Source organism: Sphingomonas montana (genome assembly GCF_001956315.1).
Classification (GTDB): Bacteria; Pseudomonadota; Alphaproteobacteria; order Sphingomonadales; family Sphingomonadaceae; genus Sphingomonas_R; species Sphingomonas_R montana.
Genome location: NZ_KV887141.1, coordinates 80107 through 100834 on the forward strand (window position 1 = coordinate 80107; position 20728 = coordinate 100834).

A 20728-nucleotide genomic window follows, 5' to 3' on the forward strand; every position below is an offset into this window, starting at 1 on the left:
ATGGCGACCAAGAAGATCACCGACACCAGTTTCCACGCCGACGTCATTGCAGCGGACGGCCCCGTACTGGTCGATTTCTGGGCGGAGTGGTGCGGCCCTTGCAAGCAGATCGGCCCCTCGCTCGAGGAATTGTCCGAGGAACTCGGCCAGAAGGTGACGATCGCCAAGATCAACATCGACGAGAACCCCGACGCGCCGGCGAAGTACGGCGTGCGTGGCATCCCGACGATGATCCTGTTCAAGGGTGGCGAAGCGGCCGCGACGAAGGTCGGCGCCGCACCGAAGAGCCAGTTGAAGAGCTGGTTGGAAGGCGCGCTGTAAACTGATGAAGTGGATGGGCTGCGTCGCGCAGGTGGGTGCGACGCGGCCTGTGTTTTTACGGACTTACACGGTAGATTTTGAGTAACCGTCGACGCAGTAATTAATCTTCCTTAGCCGTCTGTGCCCAGGACTGCGGCAAAGTTTCATTTTGGTTGCGCTAGTCTCGTTTGGCAGCGTGGTGAATTTCGATACTGACCAGTATTATCGTAGTGATAATGGATCCCGACGTCCGCCAAGGTGACGGTTAGGCGGTCGGTCCTTTAACTGGACTTGCGTGTCGTCGAGTGGACCGTCGGTACGGCAATCCACCGCGACGCGATGATTATCCGATCCTTTAAGCTACGGCCGGCATTTTCGAGCCAAGGTCGCCCCTCCGATCGTGCGGCTGACCATACACAGCGCTGGAGGCGGCGGTCAGACCGGCCGCCGCCCTGCACTGCCCGATCAGCCGAACATGACCTTCGCCGCGCGGTCCCAGATTTCGGGGGTGGCGGCGGCGATGGCGCCGGTGCCGGGGGTGCCGATACGGTAGGGGGTGCCGTCCGGGCGGGCGATGCGGCCGCCGGCTTCTTCAAGGAACAGTCCGCCGGGGGCGTGATCCCAGGGCCAGGTGCGTTCGAACAGCGCGATGTCGTTTTGACCCAACACCAGCCGCGGATATTGTTCGCCCGCGCAGCGCGGGATGGCGACGAGGTCCAGCCTGTCCCGCGCGCGTTCGATGAGGTCCTGCCGACGTTCGTCATCGAGATAATGCAGTGCGAGGGCCGCCACGGCGAGCGGGCCGCCGGTCGGCTTCGTGCGGACCCGTTCGTCGTTCACGAACGCGCCGCGCCCGCGGGCGGCGTGGCACATGCGGTCGGTTGTCGGGTCCAGTATCCAGCCGGCCTCGCGTTCGCCGTCCACCGTCAGTGCGATCATGATCGCGAAGGGGTGGATGCCCTCCGAGAAATTCTTCGTGCCGTCGAGCGGATCGATGATCCAGACGGTACCCGCGCCGATCCCGTCGAGGACCGCCGGATCGAGCGACGCGGCTTCCTCCCCCACCACGCGCGCGCCGGGCAGCAGGCGGGCGAGTGCGTCGGTCAGCAGCGCCTCGCTTTCCTGATCGACGATCGTCACCGGATCGCCGGGCGTCTTGTCCGATACTTCGTGCGCCGCAAGGTTGCGGAAGCGCGGCATCATGATCTCGGTCGCCACGCGGCACATGAGGGCGGAGACTTCGGTGTGAAGGCCGTGCATGTCAGCTCCGATAGTCGGCGTTGATGGCGATGTAGCCGTGGGTTAGGTCGCACGTCCAGACGGTGGCGGTGCCGTCGCCCAGCCCCATGTCGACGCCGATGTCGATCTCGCGGTCCTTCAGGTGGGCGGCGACGGGGGCCTCGTCATAGCCTTCGACCGCGATGCCGCCGGTCGCGACCTGTGTATCGCCGAACCGGATCGACAGCAGGTCGCGTTCGGCGGGCTCGCCGGCCTTGCCGACCGCCATCACGATCCGGCCCCAGTTGGCATCCTCGCCGGCGATCGCGGTCTTCACCAATGGGGAGTTGGCGATCGACAAGCCGATACGGCGCGCGCTGGCGTCCGACTTGGCCCCGGTGACGCTGATTTCGATGAACTTCGACGCGCCTTCGCCGTCGCGGACCACCGCCTGGGCGAGCATGCGGCACAGGTCGGCAAGGGCCGCGCGGAACGCATCGGCACCGGGATCCTCGTCGGTTTCGAGCGGGGCGTTGCCGGCCTTGGCCGTCGCGAAGGCGAGGACGGTGTCGGAGGTCGAGGTATCGCCATCGACCGTGATGCAGGAGAAGGTCGTCGCGTTCGCCTGCATCAGCATGGTCTGCAGCAACGGCGCGGCGATCGCGCAATCTGTAAAGACGAAGCCGAGCATCGTTGCCATGTCGGGCGCGATCATGCCTGAGCCCTTGACGATGCCGACCAGCGTGATGCGCCGACCGTCGACGATCGCATGGGTGACCGCTGCCTTGGGAAAGGTATCGGTGGTCATGATCGTCGCGGCGGCATCGGCCCAGGAAGCGGGCGGGGCGGCGAGGACCGCATCGATGCCGGCCTCCGCCCGGTCGATCGGCAGGGGAACGCCGATGACGCCGGTGGAGGCGACGAACACGTCCGACGGGCGACAGCCGGTGGCACCGGCGACGCGCGCGGCAATCGCCTCGACCGCGGCGCGGCCGCGGTGGCCGGTGAAGGCGTTGCTGTTGCCCGCATTCACCACCAGCGCGCGTGCCTGGCCCAGGACGAGTGCTGCGCTGCACCATTCGACCTCTGGCGAGGGACACAGGCTCTGCGTCGTGACGCCGGCCACGACGGTGCCGGCGTCGAAGGCGGCATAGGTCAGGTCGGCGCGGTCCCATGCCTTGTACCCGGCGCGGGCGATACCCAGCCGGACGCCGGCGACGGGCGGCAGATCGGGGAACGGCAGGGCGAGCGGGGAGAGGTCGGTCATCGGGACTCCTGCGGCGACGGGCGCGGGGGGAGCCTTAGCGGGTTGTGGCGGGTGGGGGAATGATTTGGGGTTTGGGATCCCGGGGGGCTTTGCTCTTTGTCCGTCCATCCCGAGCGAAGTCGAGGGACCCTTCGAGCGAAGTCGAGAAGAGGCTGGCTGGGCGGCCGGGCGATTTACGGAGTCCTCGTCTTTTGGGTGGTGCGATGCCCTCGATAGGCGAGAGGAGGATTGACTGTGGTCGGCTCGCTGTTTGGTGCCTGTTTCCAGCGGCAGCTTGGTGGTGCAGTTGGCTTCTCGACTACGCTCGAAGGGTCCCTCGACTTCGCTTGGGATGGGCGGGGTTGGTGAGGCTTGAGAGGCAATCGTCCCGCGTCCCAACGCCGTTTGGTTCGAGCCTGTCGAGAACTCCGCGCAGGGTTCTCGACAGGCTCGAACCAAACGGGGTGGGGGTGCGCAACATACTGGATCGGCGTGCGCAATCTGGTTGGAGGCGGGGCGCCACCAACGGCGCGGTAGGGCGCGCGGTCTACGAGGGTAGCGTGTGCGCAATCTTTGGTGTCGCGCCTCTGATACGTCCGGCGCGCCGGGTGAAGAGGTTGCGTCTAGGTCCCGGCCTTCGCCGGGGAACTGTTGGGGTAGTGCCTAGCGGTGAGACCAACAAAAAAGGCCCCGCATCGCTGCGGGGCCCTTCGTTGACCGACCGGGGCCGGGGTTGGATTAGCGCTTCGAGAACTGGAAGCTGCGGCGGGCCTTCGCCTTGCCGTACTTCTTGCGTTCCACGGCGCGCGGATCGCGCGTCAGGAAGCCGGCAGCCTTGACGGCGGCGCGGAGGACCGGTTCGTAGCGGGTCAGCGCCTGGCTGATGCCGTGCTTGACCGCACCGGCCTGGCCGGAGAGGCCGCCGCCCTTGACGGTGCAGACAACATCGTACTGGCCGCCGCGATCGGCGATGTCGAACACCTGGTTGATGACCAGACGCAGCGTCGGACGTGCGAAATACACTTCCTGATCGCGACCGTTGACCGTGATCTTGCCGGTGCCGGGCTTGACCCAGACGCGGGCAACCGCGTCCTTGCGTCGGCCGGTGGCATAGGCGCGGCCCTGCGCGTCGATGATCTGTTCGCGCAGCGGCGTGAACGGGGTCTCGGGCTGGGCCGGTGCCTCGTTCGTCTGCTCGCCTTCGTCGTTATAGTGGACGACATCGGCCTTGGGCGCCGGAGCGGGGGTGGCGCCGGTCAGCGCGGCGAGGTCTGCGAGCGACTGGCGGCCATCGCTCTGGCCGTCATTCTGGCGGTCGTCGGTCATCGTGCACCCACCTTGTTCTTCGGGTTCATCGCGGCGATGTCCATCACCTGCGGATGCTGTGCTTCATGGTCGTGCTCGGTGCCCTTGAAGAGGCGCAGGTTGCGCATCTGCTGACGGCCGAGCGGGCCGCGCGGGATCATGCGTTCCACGGCCTTTTCCAGGACGCGTTCCGGGAAGCGCCCCTCGAGGACCTTGGCCGCGGTCACGCCCTTGATGCCGCCGGCATAACCGGTGTGGCGGTAATAGACCTTCTGCGCAGCCTTGCGGCCGGTGAAGCGCACCTTGTCCGCATTGATGACGATGACGTTGTCACCGCAATCGATGTGCGGGGTGTAGGATGCCTTGTGCTTGCCGCGCAGGACGTTGGCGATGATCGAGGCGACGCGCCCGACGACCAGGCCATCGGCATCGATCAGATGCCATTTCTTTTCGACGGTGTACGGCGTGGCCGACTTCGTCGTCTTCATCAGCGCCTTCATGGGCGTGCCTTTCAACGGAAACGAGGACGCCGCCCTTCACAGGGCGGCGCGAACGGCCGGTCAATCGCGGAAAGGGCCGAAAGAGTCAAGTAAACCGCGGCTTTCCTGACGGGTATCAGGATACCATGCCGTTTTGCGAGCGATGCTGCGTCAGTGGGCGAGGACCTGGCCAACCCGTGGCGAGCGGCTGGCCGCCCGGACCGGAGACGACCCCACGCGGTGCGCACAGGCGACGAGCGCGGCGAGCAGGAGCGCGCCGACCGCCTGATGCGCGGCGGCGATCGGGATCGCGACGCCCGACAGGAGCGCGCCGATGCCGAGGGCGATCTGTGCCGCGACGAGGCCGCCGGTGAGCGGCAGCGCCCACATCGCGCCGGTGCGGGCGGCGCGGAGCGCGAGCGAGATGGCGGCGCCGGCGGCGATCCAGGCGAACCAGCGGTGGACGAATTGTACCACGATCGGGTTGTCGATCAGGTTCGCCGCAACGCCCATCGTGTCGCGCCAGCCGCCGGCCGGGAACCAGCTGTCGCCCATCATCGGCCAGCTGGAAAAGGCGTAGCCCGCATCGAGCCCGGCAACGAGTGCGCCGATGATGATCTGCACCGCGACGATCGCCAGTGCGACGATCGATCCGGTGCGGAGCCGGGCAGGGGCCGCGTCAACGTCACGCGCCACCAGTCGCAGGTCGCGTGCCGTCCAGATCATGCCGGAAAAGATGAACAGCGCGGCGGACAGATGCGTCGCCAGCCGCAGATGGCTGACGTCCGGCCGGTCGACGAGGCCGGAGGCAACCATCCACCAGCCGATCGCGCCCTGCAACCCGCCAAGCGCGAGCAGGGCGGCCAGCCGCGGACCGTACCCCTTGGGAATGGCGCGCCGCCACCAGAACCAGAGCAGCGGCAGGGCGAAGGCGATGCCGATCAGCCGGCCGATGACGCGGTGCAGATATTCCCAGAAGAAGATGCCCTGGAACGCCGCCAGCGTCATGCCGCGATTGACCTTCAGATATTCGGGCGTCGCGCGGTAGGCGTCGAATTCCGCCATCCACTGCGCCGTGTTAAGCGGCGGCACGATGCCGGAGATCGGTTCCCACGTGACCATCGACAGGCCGGATTCGGTCAGCCGGGTGATGCCCCCGACGACGATCATGCAGAAGACGAGCACCGCCATCGCGATCAGCCAGTTGGCGATGTGGCGGGGGCGGATGGCAGGGGCGTGGGGGCGGGACAGGCGCATGAATGAGGCTATGGCCCCGCCGCCGTGCGCGTTCAATGGCGCGGGGGCCGCTTGTGGCCGGGCAGGCGGGTGATTAGCTATGACATGATGTCCCATGGTCCAAATCACCGCCTCCACGAAGGTCCGGCACTTGCCGTCGCAGCGCAGGGGGCGCTGGAACGCGCCGGCGAGCAATGGACGCCGATGCGCGCCCGCGTGTTCGACGCGCTGAACCAGTTCGACCGGCCGGCGTCCGCCTACGACATCGCCGATGCGGTATCCAAGGCGGAGGGGCGGCGGGTCGCCGCCAACAGCGTGTACCGCATCCTGGACCTGTTTGTAGGCAAGAACCTGGTGCAGCGGGTGGAGAGTGCGAACGCCTATATCGCCAACGCCCACCCGGATTGCCGGCACGACTGCATCTTCCTGGTATGCGACGGCTGCGGCCAGACGACGCATCTGGACAACGACCGGATCACCGGAACCGTCCGACAGGCGGCGATCGATGCGGGCTTCGAACCGGTGCGGCCGGTGATCGAGGTGCGCGGGCGCTGTACGGCGTGCGTTGCGGCGGGGTGATTTGCACGAGCGTTGATCGGATCACGTAGCGTTCACGCATGAGGATGTCAGCGGAGCTTACGCGGCGAACCCCGTGTGGTTCGAGCCAGTCGAGAACCCTGCGCGAAGTTCTCGACAGGCTCGAACCAAACGGGGTTGGTCAAAGGGTTCAGCTTAGCGTCACGAAGGTCCGGAGTTGTTCTGGGATGCCGTAAAATCCGCCTGCACCTCATCGAACGCGCCCGTTTCCGCCATTGCACGCAACGCCTTCTTGTCGATCTTGCCGGTGGCGCCGAGCGGGATGGCGGAGAGGAAAACGGCGCGGTCGGGCATCCACCAGCGGGCGATGCGGCCGTCGAGATGGGCGAGCAGGTCCGCGGCGGCAGGTGTCCGGCCCGGGATCGGCTGCACGATTAGCAGCGGGCGTTCGTCCCATTTGGGGTGGGGGATGCCAATCACGGCGGCGACCGCGACTTGCGGGTGGCCGACGACGATATTCTCGATCTCAATCGAGCTGATCCACTCGCCGCCGGACTTGATGACGTCCTTTGCGCGGTCGGTAATCTGCATGAAACCCTGGCCGTCGATCGTCGCGATGTCGCCGGTGTCGAACCAGCCGTCCTCGTCCAGGATCGGCGTCGGATCGTTCAGATAGGCGCGGACCACTGCCGGGCCGCGGACGAGGAGGTGACCTACCGTCCGGCCGTCGTGCGGCAGCGCGGTGCCGTCGTCCGCCACCAGCCGCATGTCGATGCCGAGCGCGGGGCGACCCTGCTTCAGCCGCCACGGCAGCTGTTCGGCATGGGGGAGTGCCGCGAGGGCGGGGGTCATCGCGCCGCAGGACCCGACCGGCGATGTCTCGGTCATGCCCCACAGATGCACCACTTCCACCCCGTAGAGATCGTTGAAGTCGCGGATGATCGCCGCCGGGCAGGCGCTGCCGCCGATCGCGACGCGGCGCAGCGTGTCCGGGCGACGACCGCTGGCCTTCAGATACTGGAGCAGCGCCAGCCATACCGTCGGCACCGCGGCGGAGAAGGTGACGCCGTGCCGTTCGATCAGTTCGGCCACCGACGCGCCGTCCAGTCGCGGGCCGGGCAGCACCATCTGCGCGCCCACCGCGGGGGCGGAGAAGACCAGCCCCCAGGCGTTGGCGTGGAACATCGGGACGATCGGCAGCACGACGTCGCGGCTGGACAGGCCCATGATGTCGGCCTGCAACGTCATCAGCGTGTGGAGATAGTTGGAGCGGTGCGAGTAGAGGACGCCCTTCGGATTACCCGTCGTGCCCGATGTGTAGCAGAGGCCGCAGGCGCTGTTCTCGTCGAACTGTCCCCATGCGGCACCGTTGTCGCCATCCGCGACGAAGGCGTCATAGTCGGTTGTCCCGTCCGGCAGCGCGCCGGTGTCCGCGGCGATCACGAGAATGCGTTCGAGGGTGGGCATGCGGGCGCGCAGCGGTGCGATCACCGGATAGAGCGTGGCATCGACGATCAGGATGCGGTCGGCCGCGTGGTTGACGATCCAGACGATCTGGTCCGCGAACAGCCGCGGATTGAGCGTGTGGCAGACCGCACCGATCCCCATGATGCCGAACCAGGCCTCGATATGGGCAATGCCGTTCCAGGCCATGGTGGCGACCCGGTCGCCCGGGCGGATGCCGGCGGCCAGCAGCGCGCCAGACAGCCGCCGCGCGCGAGACCGGACATCGGCCCAGCCGGCCGACCGGAACCCGTCGACGGCGCGTTCGACCAGCGGGACCGTGCCGTGCCACGTCGCCGCATGATCGATGATCCGGTCGACCGTCATGGGCCAATCCTGCATCAGTCCCAGCATCACCACTCCCGTCACTTTTTTGGCATCGTGGCATGCCGCCGGGGCGGGGGGCAAGCGGTCCGCGCTTGACCCGCGCGCACGGCCGGGGTCCAACGGGTGCCAACATCGGAGAACCGCATGCGCCCGACCCTGACCGCCCTTCTCGTCGCCGCCAGCCTGCCTGCGCTGGTCGCCGCTGCCCCGGCGCCCAACGTCCGCACTGTCGGGACCGCGACGCTGTACGACGTGCCCGCCATCCCGCCGGCGGTGGCCGATGCGGTGCAGCGATATCAGAACAGCCGGGCTGCGTTGTTCGAGGACTGGTTGCCTGACGGATCGATGCTGATTGCGACTCGGTTTGGCGAGACGCAGCAGCTGCATCATGTCCGTGCGCCGGGCGGGGCGCGGACGCAAATGACGTTCGCGGCCGAACCGGTGGCGGGTGCGCAGGCGATTCCGGGCCGGAACGCGTGGGTGTTCGGGCGCGATATCGGCGGGGACGAGTGGTTTCAGATCTATGTGGCGGGGCCGACCGGACAGCCGGTGCGGATGACCGAGCCGGGGACGCGCAACCAGTCCGCGACGTTCAGCAAGGACGGGCGGATCATGGCCTGGTCGCGCGCGGTGAAGGGTTCGGGCGACTATACGATCATGATCGCGAACCCGGGCGATCCGAAGAGCGCGCGCACGCTGCTGAAGGGCACCGGCGCGATCGGGCCGGCGGACATAAGCGCCGACGGGCGGACCATCCTGCTCGCGCGTGGCGTGTCGAACCGCGAGACGACGCTGTCGCTGCTCGATATCGCCAGTGGACGGGTGACGCCGGTCGCGACCGGGCCGGCGGCGCGGTACGAGGACCCGCGTTTCACCGCGGACGGGCGCGGGATCGTCGCGATCAGCGACCGGGAGTCGGACGTTCGCCGGCTGATCGAGCTGCCGGTCGCGGGCGGGGCGATCCGCGTGCTGACGCCGGCGTCGCAGTGGGACGTCGAGGATTACGATCTGTCCGACGACGGGCAGACGCTGGCCTATGCGGTGAACGAGGACGGGTTCTCGCGCGTGGTGGTGACGCCGGTCCGGACGCGGCAGATGTTGCCGCAGCCGGTGCTGCCGCGCGGGGTGCTGACGGGGTTGAAGTTCACGCCCGACGGGCGGCGGCTGGCGATCGGCCTGTCCACCGCGACGTCGGCGGGCGATGTGTGGGCGTGGGACGTGACGGCGGGGCAGTTGGTCCGTTGGACGGAGAGCGAGCTGGGTGGGCTCGACCCGGCGAAACTGGCGGAGCCGACGCTGGTGCGGTTCAGGTCGTTCGACGGCGTGTCGGTGCCGGCGTTCGTTTATCGGCCGAAGGCGATTGCGGCGGGCGTGCGGACGCCGGTCATCATCGACATTCACGGCGGGCCGGAGGCGCAGACGCGGCCGAACTGGAATTACGGCGCACAATATTTCGCGGATGTGCTGGGCGCGACCGTGATCCTGCCCAATGTCCGCGGCTCGGACGGGTACGGAACGAAATATCTGAACCTCGACAACGGGCCGAAGCGCGAGGACAGCGTGAAGGACATCGGCGCGCTGCTCGACTGGATCGGGACGCAGCCGGGGCTCGATGCGAAACGGGTCGCGGTCTACGGCCAGTCCTATGGCGGCTATATGTCGCTGGCGGTGTCGGAGCATTATGCGGACAGGCTGGTCGGCAGCGTCGAACGTTACGGCATCAGCGACTTCAACTCGTTCATGGCCAATACCGAGGCGTATCGTCGCGACAATCGGCGTGCGGAATATGGCGACGAGCGCGATCCGGCGATGAAGGCGGTGTTCGACCGGATATCGCCGCTGCGCAACGTGGCGAAGATCCGCAAGCCGATGCTGGTGATGCAGGGCGCGAACGACCCGCGCGTGCCGCAGTCGGAGAGCGAGCAGGTGGTGGCGGGGATCCGCGCGAACGGGGTGCCGGTGTCCTACGTACTGTTCGCGGACGAGGGGCATGGGTTTCTGAAGAAGGGCAACAACGATCTGCGGCGGGCGGTGGAAACGGTGTTTCTGGGGCGGTTGTTCGGGGTCGGGGTGAAGTAGTTTTCTTTAGCCTTCTCCCCTTTGGGGAAAGGGTTGGAAGAGGGGGCTACCTCTTCCCAGGTGCTGCGCCTGTTGTTGCGTCGCTCCCCTTTCCCCGGACGGGAGAGGGGGAAGAAGACTACCTCACCCCATCCGCATGAAGGGCGGGTCGGGGATCGTCGCGCGGGCTTCGTTGAGCATCATCGACCAGCGGACCGACAGGTTCTGGAAATAGGGGTCGTCCGCCTCGATCCGGCGGCGGATGACGGGGCGGGCGGCGTTGGCGGGGATCACGAGGACGTCGATCGGCAGGCCGACCGACAGGTTGGAGCGGATCGTCGAATCGAACGAGAGCAGCCCGACCTTCACGGCCTCGTCCAGGTCGGTGTCGTAGTTCATCGTGCGATCAAGGATCGGCTTGCCATATTTGCGTTCGCCGATCTGCAGAAACGGGCTGTCGGGCAGGCATTCAATGAAATTGCCCGCCGAATAGACCAGGAACAACCGGATCGGCCCGCCGCCGATCCGCCCGCCGACCAGCAGCGAGACCCCGCCGCTGATTTCGGCGGCGCGCAGCCCGGCGCCGATCTCCGCATCGGCGTTGGTGACCGCTTCGCCCACCAGCTGGACCGCGCGAAACATCGACGGCTGATCCGCGATCAGGCGGCGATGGCCACCCTCCGCCGCCGGTTCCAGCCCCTCGGCCAGCTGCCCCAGCACATGCTGCGTCATCGAAAGATTGCCGGCCGACAGGCACAGGATCAGTCGGTCCGGCCCGTCCGCCAGCACGTGCATCTTGCGATAGGACGAGATGTTGTCGATGCCCGCATTGGTGCGGGTGTCCGACATCATGATGAGCCCGTCGCGAACGTTGATACCGATACAGTAGGTCATCGACCGCAGCCTAGACCCGGCATGGTGCGAACGGAAGTAGGCGCAAGGGTGATCCGCAACCGCCTAACCCTGCGACTGGGACTGCGACAGGCCGACCCGGACGCCGACGTCGAGTGTCTCCACGCCGCCGCCGGTGCGGGCGCCGGAGACGGGCGCCGCTTCCCGATAATCCAGCCCGACCGCGACGCGGACATAGGCGTCGTCCGGGCAGATCGCGTTGGCCGGATCGAACCCGATCCAGCCGATACCGTCGACATGCGCCTCGGCCCAGGCATGTGCCGCGGGCTGGTCGGAGGCGCCGTCGCGGCGGAACAGGTGGCCGGACACGTAGCGCGCGGGCAGGCCGAGCACGCGCGCCCCGGCGATGAAGACATGCGCCATGTCCTGGCAGACGCCGTGCCCCGCGCCGAACGCGGCGGCAGCGGACCGTTCGACGTTCATCGTGCCGGTATCGAAGCGCATCTGCTGCCCGATCGCGCGGTTGAGCGCATGCGCCCGATCGAGCGGGGACCCGCCATCCGCCCCGGATCCGGCGACGTCGCGTGCGAAAGTCGCGATCGCATCGTCATGTTCGGTCAGCGGGGTCGCGCGCAGGTAGACGAGCGGCGGTAGCGGTTCGTTCGCGGCCTGGACGATGCCAGCGGTGTCCTCCGTCAGGACTTCGCCCGCCACGGTCAGCGTGATGCGATCGACCGGCCCTTCGACATAGAGCATAGCGGTTTCGTTGCCGAACCCGTCGCGGCGGTAACGCAGGCGGGCGTCGCGATCGATGTCGATCCGCCAGTCGACGACATGCTGGCCGATGTGGCTGGACGGCGTCATGCGCAGCAGCTGCATCAGCCGGGCCTGCGGCTGAGAGTAGGCATAGGACGTGCGGTGGAGGATGTTGAGGCGCATCAGGCGAACCTGAACTGCGTGCTGACCAACTGGTCGATCCGCGCGTTTTCCACGATGTAGCAGCCAAGCCATTCATGCAGGCCGCCCGCGAAGATCGCGTTGATCGTGCTGTTGGCGAGCGTCGCCTGACGGGTGCGAGCGGCGCGGTCGGCCTCCCCCTGTAGCCCGCGCAGCTTGGCGAGCGCGGTGAGCAGGCCGACGACCTCGTCCGCCGAGGCGAGCAGCGAGCGGGGCATTTCACGGCGCAGAATCAGCAGATCGGCGACACGCCATGGCTTGGGCTGGTCGCGGTAGAGCCAGCGATAGGCGGTGTTGGCGGACACGGTGTGCAGGATGGTGGTCCACTGGTCGCGGTCCACCGCGCCGCCGACCTCCTCGCCCGCCGGCAGCAGGAGATGATATTTGACGTCGATCAGCCGCGCGGTGTTGTCCGCCCGTTCGATCGCGGCGCCCAGACCGAGGAAGAAATAGGCTTCGTTGCGGAGCATCCGGTGCAGCGCGCCTTCGAACCCGCGCGCTTCCGCCCGCAACGTTTCGACCAGTGCCAGCGTAGCGTAGTTGCCGCCGGACGTCGCCTGGCGGATGCCGAGCCAGGCGCGGTTGATCGCCTCCCACGCATCGCGGCTGAGCGCGGTGCGGACCGATTTCGAGTTGGACCGCGCCGCGTCGAGGCAGGCGCGGATCGAGCCCGGATTGGCAGGATCGAGCGTCAGATAGCGGCTGACATTGGCGGGGGTGCGTGCGGCCCCGGTGGCGTCGAAGCCCTGATCCGCGGCGGCGACGGCGAGCGCGCTGTCCCACGCGGCCTCGCCCGCCGGGCGGGAGGAGAGCGCGTCGAACCGGATCGTCGCTTCGAGCAGACGCGAGGTGAACTCGGCCCGTTCGACATAGCGGCCGATCCAGTAGAGCGAGGCGGCGGTGCGGGCGAGCATCAGCGGCGCCCCATCGACTGCATGGGTTTCATGCCGCGTCCCATCGTCTGGCTCATGGTGCCCAATGTCTGGTGCATTCCGTCCGGGTCGATCGTCTGGCGGGCGGGGGCGAGGATCAGGCTGTCCTTGGTGCCGCCGCCCTGGCTGCTGTTCACGACGAGCGATCCTTCCTTTAACGCCACGCGGGTCAGGCCGCCGGGCACGATGCTGACGCCGTCCGCACCGCTGAGGCAGAAGGGGCGGAAATCGACGTGGCGCGGCGCGATGCCGTCCTTCACCAGCGTGGGCACGGTCGACAGCGCCAGCGTGGGCTGCGCAATGTAGCGATGTGGTTCGGCGATCAGCGCGGCGCGGAACGCCTCGATTTCCGCGCGCGACGCGGTGGGGCCGACGAGCATGCCGTAACCGCCCGAGCCGTCGACCAGTTTCACGACGAGCTGATCCAGATTGTCGAGCGTATATTGCAACGCCTGCGGTTCGCGGCAGCGATAGGTTTCGACATTGGGCAGTTTCGCGTCGCCGCCCGAATAATAGCGGACGATTTCGGGCATGTAGCTGTAGATCGCCTTGTCATCGGCGATGCCGGTGCCCGGCGCGTTCACGAGGGTGACGTTGCCGGCCAGATAGGCGGCGAGCAGGCCGGGGACGCCCAGCATCGAATCGGGGCGGAAGAACAGCGGGTCCAGATAGTCGTCATCGATCCGGCGATAGACCACGTCGACACGGACCCGGCCGTCGATCGTCCGCATCCAGACGATATCGTCGTCCACCTCCAGATCCGCCGCCTCGACCAGTTCGATCCCCATGGAGTCGGCCAGGAAGCTGTGTTCGTAGAAGGCGGAGTTGAAATGGCCCGGGGTCAGCAGGACGCAGACCGGGTGGTCCGACCGTGGCGACACGGATTGCAGCGTCTCGCGCAGCCGGTCGGGATAAGTATCGACCGGCAGGACGTCGTAGACCTGGAACAGTTCGGGGCAGAGCCGCAGCATCGCCTCGCGGTTTTCCAGCATGTAGGAGACGCCGGACGGGGTGCGGGCGTTATCTTCCAGCACGAAGAAGTCGGTCGGCCCGGTGCGGACGAGGTCGATGCCGCAGATATGCGCATAGATGCCGTGCGGCGGGCGGGCGCCCATCAGCAACGGGCGGAATTGCGGGTTGGCGAGCACCAGTTCGGCCGGCACGATCCCGTCCTTCAGGATGCGTTGCGCGCCGTAGAGGTCGTCGAGGAAGGCGTTTATAGCTTCGACCCGCTGGACCAGGCCGGTCGACAGCTGTTCCCATTCGGGCGCGGTGAAGACGCGCGGCACGATATCGAACGGGATGATGCGTTCGGCGGCTTCTTCCTGGCCATAGACGGCGAAGGTGATGCCGAGCTGACGGAACGCCGCTTCGGCCGCGGCCTGGCGCCGATCGAACTCGGCCGTGTCGGTGTCGCGGATCCAGTCTGCCAGATGCTGAAATTCGGCGCGCCCCTCGCGGCTGCCGGATGCACCCCAGATTTCGTCGAAAGCACCGGATCTAGGCATGGACCTCCTGATGCCCGCCGTCTGGGTGGACGGGCGAAGCCAAGACTGCATGCGTTCGTAACGACGCACAAGGGGGCAGGTGGCGCGTATGGGCCGGGCGGACAGGATGGGCGGGCAGGCGGTTGCGACCCCGGCCGGTGCGCGCCGCGCTCCGCCCGCGCCCGGCCCCTGCCATGCCCGGTCGATTGACGCGCTCCCCTCCGCCACCTATCTCGCCCCTGATATCACCGCGGGATGGCGTGCGCGCCATTCCCCCGCGCATTCTTTCCAAGGAACGTCCATGTTCGGCGGCATTGCCAAGGCCATTTTCGGTTCGTCCAACGACCGATACGTCAAATCCCTGCAGCCGACGGTCGACAAGATCGGTTCGTTCGAGCCGGCGATGCAGGCGCTGGACGACGAGGGCTTGCGCAACCAGACGGTGCTGTTCCGCGAGCGGCTGGCCGCGGGCGAGACGCTGGACCAGATCCTGCCGGAAGCGTTCGCGACGGTGCGGGAGGCGGCGCGCCGCGTGCTGGGCCAGCGGCATTACGACGTGCAGCTGGTCGGTGGCATCGTCCTCCACCGCGGCGAGATTGCCGAGATGCGGACCGGCGAAGGCAAGACGCAGATGGCGACGCTGGCCGTCTACCTGAACGCGTTGCCGGGGGAGGGCGTCCATGTCGTCACCGTCAACGACTATCTCGCCGCCCGCGACAGCAGCTGGATGGCGGAGATCTACAGCTTCCTCGGGCTGACGACCGGGGTGATCGTGCCCAACCTGTCAGACCAGCAGCGCCGCGACGCCTATGCGTGCGACATCACCTACGGCACGAACAACGAGTTCGGGTTCGATTATCTGCGCGACAACATGAAGTATGACCGCGCCATGATGGTGCAGCGGCCGTTCAAGTTCGGCGTCGTCGACGAGGTCGATTCGGTCCTGATCGACGAGGCGCGCACCCCGCTCATCATCTCCGGCCCGACCGACGACAAGTCCGAGCTGTACATGCAGGTCGACGCGATCGTGAAGCAGATCGCGCCCGAAGACTATGAGCTGGACGAGAAGCAGAAATCGGTGATCCTGACCGAGGACGGCACCGAGCGGATGGAACGGATGCTGGAGGCGGCGGGGCTGCTGGCCGGCGACAATCTGTATGATTTCGAGAATACGCAGGTCGTCCATCACCTGAACCAGGCGATGCGCGCCAACGTCGTGTTCAAGCGCGACGTCGATTATCTAGTGAAGGACGGCAAGGTCGTCATCATCGACGAGTTCACCGGCCGGATGATGGACGGGCGACGCTGGTCCGACGGGCTGCACCAGGCGGTCGAGGCCAAGGAGGGCGTCGACATCGAGCCGGAGAACCAGACGCTGGCGTCGATCACCTTCCAGAATTATTTCCGCATGTACCCGAAACTGGGCGGCATGACCGGCACCGCGGCGACCGAGGCGGCGGAATTCTACCAAATCTACAAGATGAACGTCGTGACGATCCCGACCAACGTGCCGGTCAAGCGGATCGACGAGGAAGACGAATTCTACAAGAATATCGGCGACAAGTTCGCCGCGATCGCCAACACGATCCGCGAAAAGGCGGAGGGCGGCCAGCCGATCCTGGTCGGCACCGTATCGATCGAAAAGTCCGAGATGCTGTCCGAGTTCCTGGTCGAGCGCGGGGTGAAGCACGAAGTGCTGAACGCGCGGTTCCACGAGCGCGAGGCGCATATCGTGGCGCAGGCGGGGCGGCTGCGCGCCGTCACCATCGCGACGAACATGGCCGGGCGCGGGACCGACATCAAGCTGGGCGGCAACCTGGAATTCCGGATGCTGGACGAGCATCCCGACCTGGTCGAGGGGACGCCGGAATATGCCGAGGTCGCCGAGCGGATCGCCAAGGAAATCGAGACCGAGAAGGCGGCCGTGCTGGCCGCTGGCGGGCTGTTCGTGCTGGGCACGGAACGGCACGAGAGCCGGCGGATCGACAACCAGTTGCGCGGGCGTTCGGGGCGCCAAGGCGATCCGGGGCTGAGCCGCTTCTACCTGTCGCTGGACGACGACCTGCTGCGCATCTTCGGCCCGCAGACGATGTTCGCCAAGATGATGAACAAGAATCTGGAGGATGGCGAGGCGATCGTCAGCCCCTGGATCAGCAAGGCGATCCAGACCGCGCAGGGCAAGGTCGAGGCGCGCAACTATGACGTGCGCAAGCAGGTCGTCGAATATGACGACGTGATGAACGACCAGCGCAAGGTGGTGTACGAGCAGCGGTCCGACATCATGGATGCCGAGACGGTGGACGACATCGTCGCCGACATGCGTGCCGAGACGGTCAACGCGCTGGTGGCCGACGCATGCCCGCCCAACAGCTATCCCGAACAGTGGGACGCGGACGCGCTCCGGATGCGGGCGCAGGACATGCTGGGCGTCGACGTGCCGGTGGCGGAGTGGTTCGCCGAGGAAGGCATCGAGCCCGACATGGTGACCGAGCGGTTGCAGGCGGCGACCGATGCCGCGATGGCCGAGAAGATTGCGGCGATGCCGATCGAGAACTGGCGCGGGGTCGAGAAGAGCGTGATGCTCCAGTCGCTCGACCATCACTGGAAGGAGCATCTGTCGACGCTCGATGCGCTGCGCCAGGTCATCCACCTGCGCGCCTATGCGCAGAAGACGCCGATCAACGAGTATAAGCAGGAAGCGTTCGCGCTGTTCGAGAAGATGCTGATCGAGATCCGCGAGGACGTCACCAAGATGCTGGGCAATGCGCGGTTCGATCAGGCCCCCGAACTGCCCGAGATGCCTGATTTCCTGACGAGCCATTTCGACCCGCTGACCGGCATGGACGACACGTTCGACATGGATGCGGGGGCGAAGGGCTACATCACCACCACGCTGCCCCCGATGCAGAGCATGCAACCCGAAATGGTGTCGGAACTGGGCGACGATCCCGCAGACTGGGACGGTCGCGTCAGTCGCAACGCGCCATGCCCCTGCGGTTCGGGCCGCCGGTACAAGCATTGTCACGGGCAGCTCTGAGGCTTTAGCGGTCGCCGCTTCTGCGACGCCCGGTTCGCTACGATCGGCTTCGAGGCGATCGAACGCGACCCGACCCATGCTGCGCCATGGGCTCTCGGGGAGAAAGCCTAACTTGCCGCCACGTCCAGCAGAGGTCGGCGGCAGAATGCAAGCGCGTCGAACATCGGGCCAGCATCCGCGATCATGATAAACTGGTCCGCATGCTGTTCGCGGATCGGCTTTGACCAGTCGTGATCCGTGACCTGATCCGGGATCCACCAGTATCCTAAGCTACATCATGCGCCGGGAAGGCGCATGGCCAGCGGCATCGTACCCGCGGTCTGTGCAGGCGCGTTGTAAGACCCATTGTTCGCGTCCCGGGCTTGAGCGGGCCGTTCGCCCGCAGCGGCGCCGAGCGGCTGGGCCAAATTCTCTGCAACCCAGATCGTCAGGTCGCGGGCAGCCGGAAAATCGCTTCATTGGATCGCTACCGATGCCGCCCTTTCCAAGGCTTTACTCGACGGGAAGATAACGATAGTATTTCATAATACATCATATGTATTTGCAACGATAGCCGGGAGTGGGCCATGCTGACACGATGGTTCGCGATCGCGGTGCTACTGGCGATGATGGTCGTGGCGGCACCCGCCGCATTACCGGCGCAGGCGTCTAGGCGATCGGAGGTGATCCTGGCGGATGGATGGCGCTTTCACCTGGGTGACGTGAAGGGCGATGGGACAGCGGTCGGATATGACGACAGTCGCTGGCAGCCGGTAGCCGTACCGCATAGCTGGAACAAGGTCGGCAGCTACGCCGTCACGCGCCGTCCGGACGCGAACGTCACGCGGGGCGTGGGGTGGTATCGCCTGCGCTTCACGCCGCCGCGCGGGGCTGGGGCCGGTGGCAGGCGCGTGCACCTGCAGTTCGACGCGGCCAGCATCGTTGCCGACGTCTGGGTGAACGGACGGAAAGTCGGACGGCATGAGGGCGCGTTCAGCCGGTTTCGCGTCGACGCGACCGATGTAGTGCGGCCAGGCGAGAATATCCTGACCGTCCGGGTGGATAATTCGAAGCCCGTCCCCGGTAGTCCGACCGAGTTCGTCGTGCCGATTTCGGGCGATTTCTTCATGTATGGCGGGCTGTATCGTCCAGTCTCGCTGATCGTCACCGAGGCGGCGCATATCGATCTGCTCGATCACGGCGGGCCGGGGGTTTACGGGCGGATCGTAACGTTGGGCGATGCCGCCGCGACGGTCGCGGTGCGGACCCGACTGCGCAATGCGGGTCCGGCGCGCGGCATCGTACTGCGGACCCGCGTGCTGGACGGAGCGGGGCGTCAGGCGGCGCGTGCCGACCAGCGGCTGGCACTGGGTGCGAATGCGGCCGTGGAGCGCGAGGCGGTGCTGCGCATTGCAAACCCGCGGCGCTGGAACGGGATGGACGATCCCTATCTCTACCGCATGGTCGTCGACCTGATCGGCCGCGACGGGGCCGTGCTGGACAGCGTGGCGCAACCGCTGGGCCTGCGTACGGTTTCAGTCGATCCCGATCGCGGGTTCATCCTGAACGGGCGCGTGCTGAAACTGCACGGCGTCAATCGGCACCAGGATCGGCAGGACAAGGGCTGGGCGGTCACCGAGGCGGACATGGCACAGGACATGGCGCTGATTACGGAAATGGGTGCCAATTCCGTCCGGCTGGCACATTACAACCATGCCGCGCACTTTTACGACATGGCGGACCGCAACGGCATGCTGCTGTGGGCCGAACTGGGGCTGGTCAATCTGGCGTCGATACCGGGGCGTGCCGATACCCCGCCGGCGGTGAAGGCGAGCGCCGAGGCGCAGTTGGTCGAACTGATCCGGCAGAATGCCAACCACCCGTCGGTGGGCGTCTGGTCGATCGGGAACGAACTCACCAATTGGGCATCGAAGGGGCTGACGCCGTCGAACGCGCGCCCCCTGATGATAGCATTGAACGCGCTGGCGAAACGCGAGGATCCGTCCCGACCGACGACGCTGGCCGCCTGTTGCGAAGTGTTGCCGGGCGAGAAGGACGACGGGCGCGATCGGACCGCCGGAACCGCCGATACGGTCGCCTACAACCTGTACTATGGCTGGTACGGGTCGGGTCGGGTCGCCGACGCCGCGCAACTGGGCACGGTGATGCAGGGTTACCACCGCGAAAACCCGAAGCTGCCGGTGGGTGTGGGCGAATATGGTGCGGGCGGTGCGATCAGCCAGCATAGCGACGACGTGAACGGCGGCCGGATCGAAAGCATATACCGTCCGCAGGCGGAGGAGGTGCAGGCCGCCGTGCACGAGCTGTCGTGGAAGGCGCTCAAGCCGCTCGATTTTCTGTGGGGCAGCTGGGTATGGCAGATGTTCGACGCAACCAGCGACCTGCGCGAGGAGGGCGACAGCACGGACATCAACACCAAGGGGCTGGTGACGTTCGACCGCGCGGTGAAGAAGGACGCCTACTGGTTCTACAAGGCGGCGTGGAGCACACGGCCGGTGCTGTACCTGGCGAGCCGGCGCTATGTCGATCGCGCCTATCCGGTGATCGACATCCGGGCATATTCCAACGCGCCAGGCGCGGATGCGAGCATCAACGGGCGTCCGCTGGGCCGGGTCGCCTGTGCGGACAATGTGTGCGTCTGGCCGCAGGTGCGGTTGTCGTCGGGCGACAACGTGGTCGTCGCGACCGCGGCCGGGCAGACCGACCGGATGACCTTGCGCTACACGGGGCCGGCGCGCGAAATGCATGTCCGCACGGGCACGCTGGAGGGTGTGACGCTGGCCGACGGGACGCGCTACGGCTCTGATGCGTTCTTTGCTGGCGGGCTGGGGTTCACGCTCAACCCGTATCAGCGCGAACTCTACGCGGCGGACCAGCCGCGCAAGGTTGCCAAGGTCGTGACCGGCGCAGGGGCGCCGTTGCTCTATGCCAGCTGGCGGGCAGGCCAGGCGTTCCGGTACGTGCTGCCGCTGCCGGCCGGGCGCTACCGTGTCACGCTCCACCTCTTCGACCCGGTCGAGACGGTGGCGGGGCGGAGGATCTTCACGGTTCGCGCAGGTGGCGGGGCGCCTGAGCGGATCGATATCGTCGCGCGCGCCGGTGCGGGACTGCGCGCGACGACGATGGTGCTGCCGGCGACCGCGGCGGGCGGGGGACTGACGCTCGATTTTGTAGGGGTAGTGGGTGAGGCTGTGGTGTCCGCGATCGATGTCGTGCCGGAGTGAGAGTGGTACGGGCCGTGATGGCTTGTTGAT

Annotated in this window: 15 protein-coding genes; 5 read left to right on the top strand and 10 right to left on the bottom strand. The window is 66.8% G+C overall.

Going from position 1 to position 20728, the window contains the following annotated elements; genetic code table 11:
- Positions 1-321 (top strand): thioredoxin TrxA, encoded by a 321-nt coding sequence (gene trxA / locus BKY59_RS02455; protein WP_076068511.1) that lies wholly within the window; start codon positions 1-3, stop codon positions 319-321.
- 444 nt (positions 322-765) lie between these two features.
- On the opposite strand, the gene BKY59_RS02460 is transcribed toward trxA, so the two are convergent.
- The 5 genes from BKY59_RS02460 to BKY59_RS02480 all read right to left on the bottom strand — a co-directional run bounded on the left by BKY59_RS02460 (position 766) and on the right by BKY59_RS02480 (position 5805).
- Positions 766-1560 (bottom strand): inositol monophosphatase family protein, encoded by a 795-nt coding sequence (locus BKY59_RS02460; protein WP_076068512.1) that lies wholly within the window; start codon positions 1558-1560, stop codon positions 766-768.
- A gap of 1 nt (position 1561) precedes the next feature.
- Positions 1562-2785 (bottom strand): bifunctional glutamate N-acetyltransferase/amino-acid acetyltransferase ArgJ, encoded by a 1224-nt coding sequence (argJ, locus tag BKY59_RS02465; RefSeq protein WP_076068513.1) that lies wholly within the window; start codon positions 2783-2785, stop codon positions 1562-1564.
- Between the two features lie 717 nt (positions 2786-3502).
- On the bottom strand, positions 3503-4090 hold the full coding sequence (rpsI, locus tag BKY59_RS02470; RefSeq protein WP_076068514.1) for a 30S ribosomal protein S9: 588 nt from the start codon (positions 4088-4090) through the stop codon (positions 3503-3505).
- Complete coding sequence (gene rplM / locus BKY59_RS02475) at positions 4087-4569, bottom strand: 50S ribosomal protein L13 (protein WP_076068515.1); 483 nt, start codon at positions 4567-4569, stop codon at positions 4087-4089. Before rplM ends, rpsI begins: the two co-directional genes overlap by 4 nt.
- 150 nt (positions 4570-4719) lie before the next feature.
- Positions 4720-5805 (bottom strand): COX15/CtaA family protein, encoded by a 1086-nt coding sequence (locus BKY59_RS02480; RefSeq protein WP_076068516.1) that lies wholly within the window; start codon positions 5803-5805, stop codon positions 4720-4722.
- A gap of 84 nt (positions 5806-5889) precedes the next feature.
- Here BKY59_RS02480 and BKY59_RS02485 point away from each other — a divergent pair, with 84 nt between their 5' ends.
- Positions 5890-6363 (top strand): Fur family transcriptional regulator, encoded by a 474-nt coding sequence (locus tag BKY59_RS02485; RefSeq protein ID WP_076068517.1) that lies wholly within the window; start codon positions 5890-5892, stop codon positions 6361-6363.
- A 159-nt stretch (positions 6364-6522) separates the two neighbouring features.
- Here BKY59_RS02485 and BKY59_RS02490 read toward each other — a convergent pair whose 3' ends face one another.
- On the bottom strand, positions 6523-8178 hold the full coding sequence (locus BKY59_RS02490; RefSeq protein ID WP_076068518.1) for a long-chain-fatty-acid--CoA ligase: 1656 nt from the start codon (positions 8176-8178) through the stop codon (positions 6523-6525).
- A 117-nt stretch (positions 8179-8295) separates the two neighbouring features.
- Between BKY59_RS02490 and BKY59_RS02495 the strand changes: the two genes are divergently transcribed.
- On the top strand, positions 8296-10230 hold the full coding sequence (locus BKY59_RS02495; RefSeq protein ID WP_076068519.1) for a S9 family peptidase: 1935 nt from the start codon (positions 8296-8298) through the stop codon (positions 10228-10230).
- A 123-nt stretch (positions 10231-10353) separates the two neighbouring features.
- On the opposite strand, the gene BKY59_RS02500 is transcribed toward BKY59_RS02495, so the two are convergent.
- The 4 genes from BKY59_RS02500 to BKY59_RS02515 form a co-directional block, all read right to left on the bottom strand.
- The gene (locus tag BKY59_RS02500; protein ID WP_076068520.1) at positions 10354-11103 is read right to left on the bottom strand and encodes a proteasome-type protease; all 750 of its coding nucleotides are present in this window, start codon (positions 11101-11103) and stop codon (positions 10354-10356) included.
- A 63-nt stretch (positions 11104-11166) separates the two neighbouring features.
- Complete coding sequence (locus tag BKY59_RS02505) at positions 11167-12000, bottom strand: transglutaminase family protein (RefSeq protein ID WP_076068521.1); 834 nt, start codon at positions 11998-12000, stop codon at positions 11167-11169.
- Positions 12000-12932 carry an alpha-E domain-containing protein gene (locus BKY59_RS02510; RefSeq protein WP_076068522.1) on the bottom strand — a complete coding sequence of 311 codons (933 nt, stop codon included), beginning with the start codon at positions 12930-12932 and terminating at the stop codon, positions 12000-12002. Before BKY59_RS02510 ends, BKY59_RS02505 begins: the two co-directional genes overlap by 1 nt.
- The gene (locus BKY59_RS02515; RefSeq protein WP_076068523.1) at positions 12932-14458 is read right to left on the bottom strand and encodes a circularly permuted type 2 ATP-grasp protein; all 1527 of its coding nucleotides are present in this window, start codon (positions 14456-14458) and stop codon (positions 12932-12934) included. The genes BKY59_RS02510 and BKY59_RS02515 overlap by 1 nt, the downstream gene beginning before the upstream one ends.
- Before the next feature lie 280 nt (positions 14459-14738).
- Here BKY59_RS02515 and secA point away from each other — a divergent pair, with 280 nt between their 5' ends.
- Entirely contained in the window at positions 14739-17474 is a 2736-nt protein-coding gene (gene secA / locus BKY59_RS02520; RefSeq protein ID WP_076068524.1) for a preprotein translocase subunit SecA, read from the top strand.
- A gap of 566 nt (positions 17475-18040) precedes the next feature.
- Positions 18041-20698 carry a glycoside hydrolase family 2 gene (locus BKY59_RS02525; RefSeq protein ID WP_076068525.1) on the top strand — a complete coding sequence of 886 codons (2658 nt, stop codon included), beginning with the start codon at positions 18041-18043 and terminating at the stop codon, positions 20696-20698.
- Positions 20699-20728: the final 30 nt, after the last annotated feature.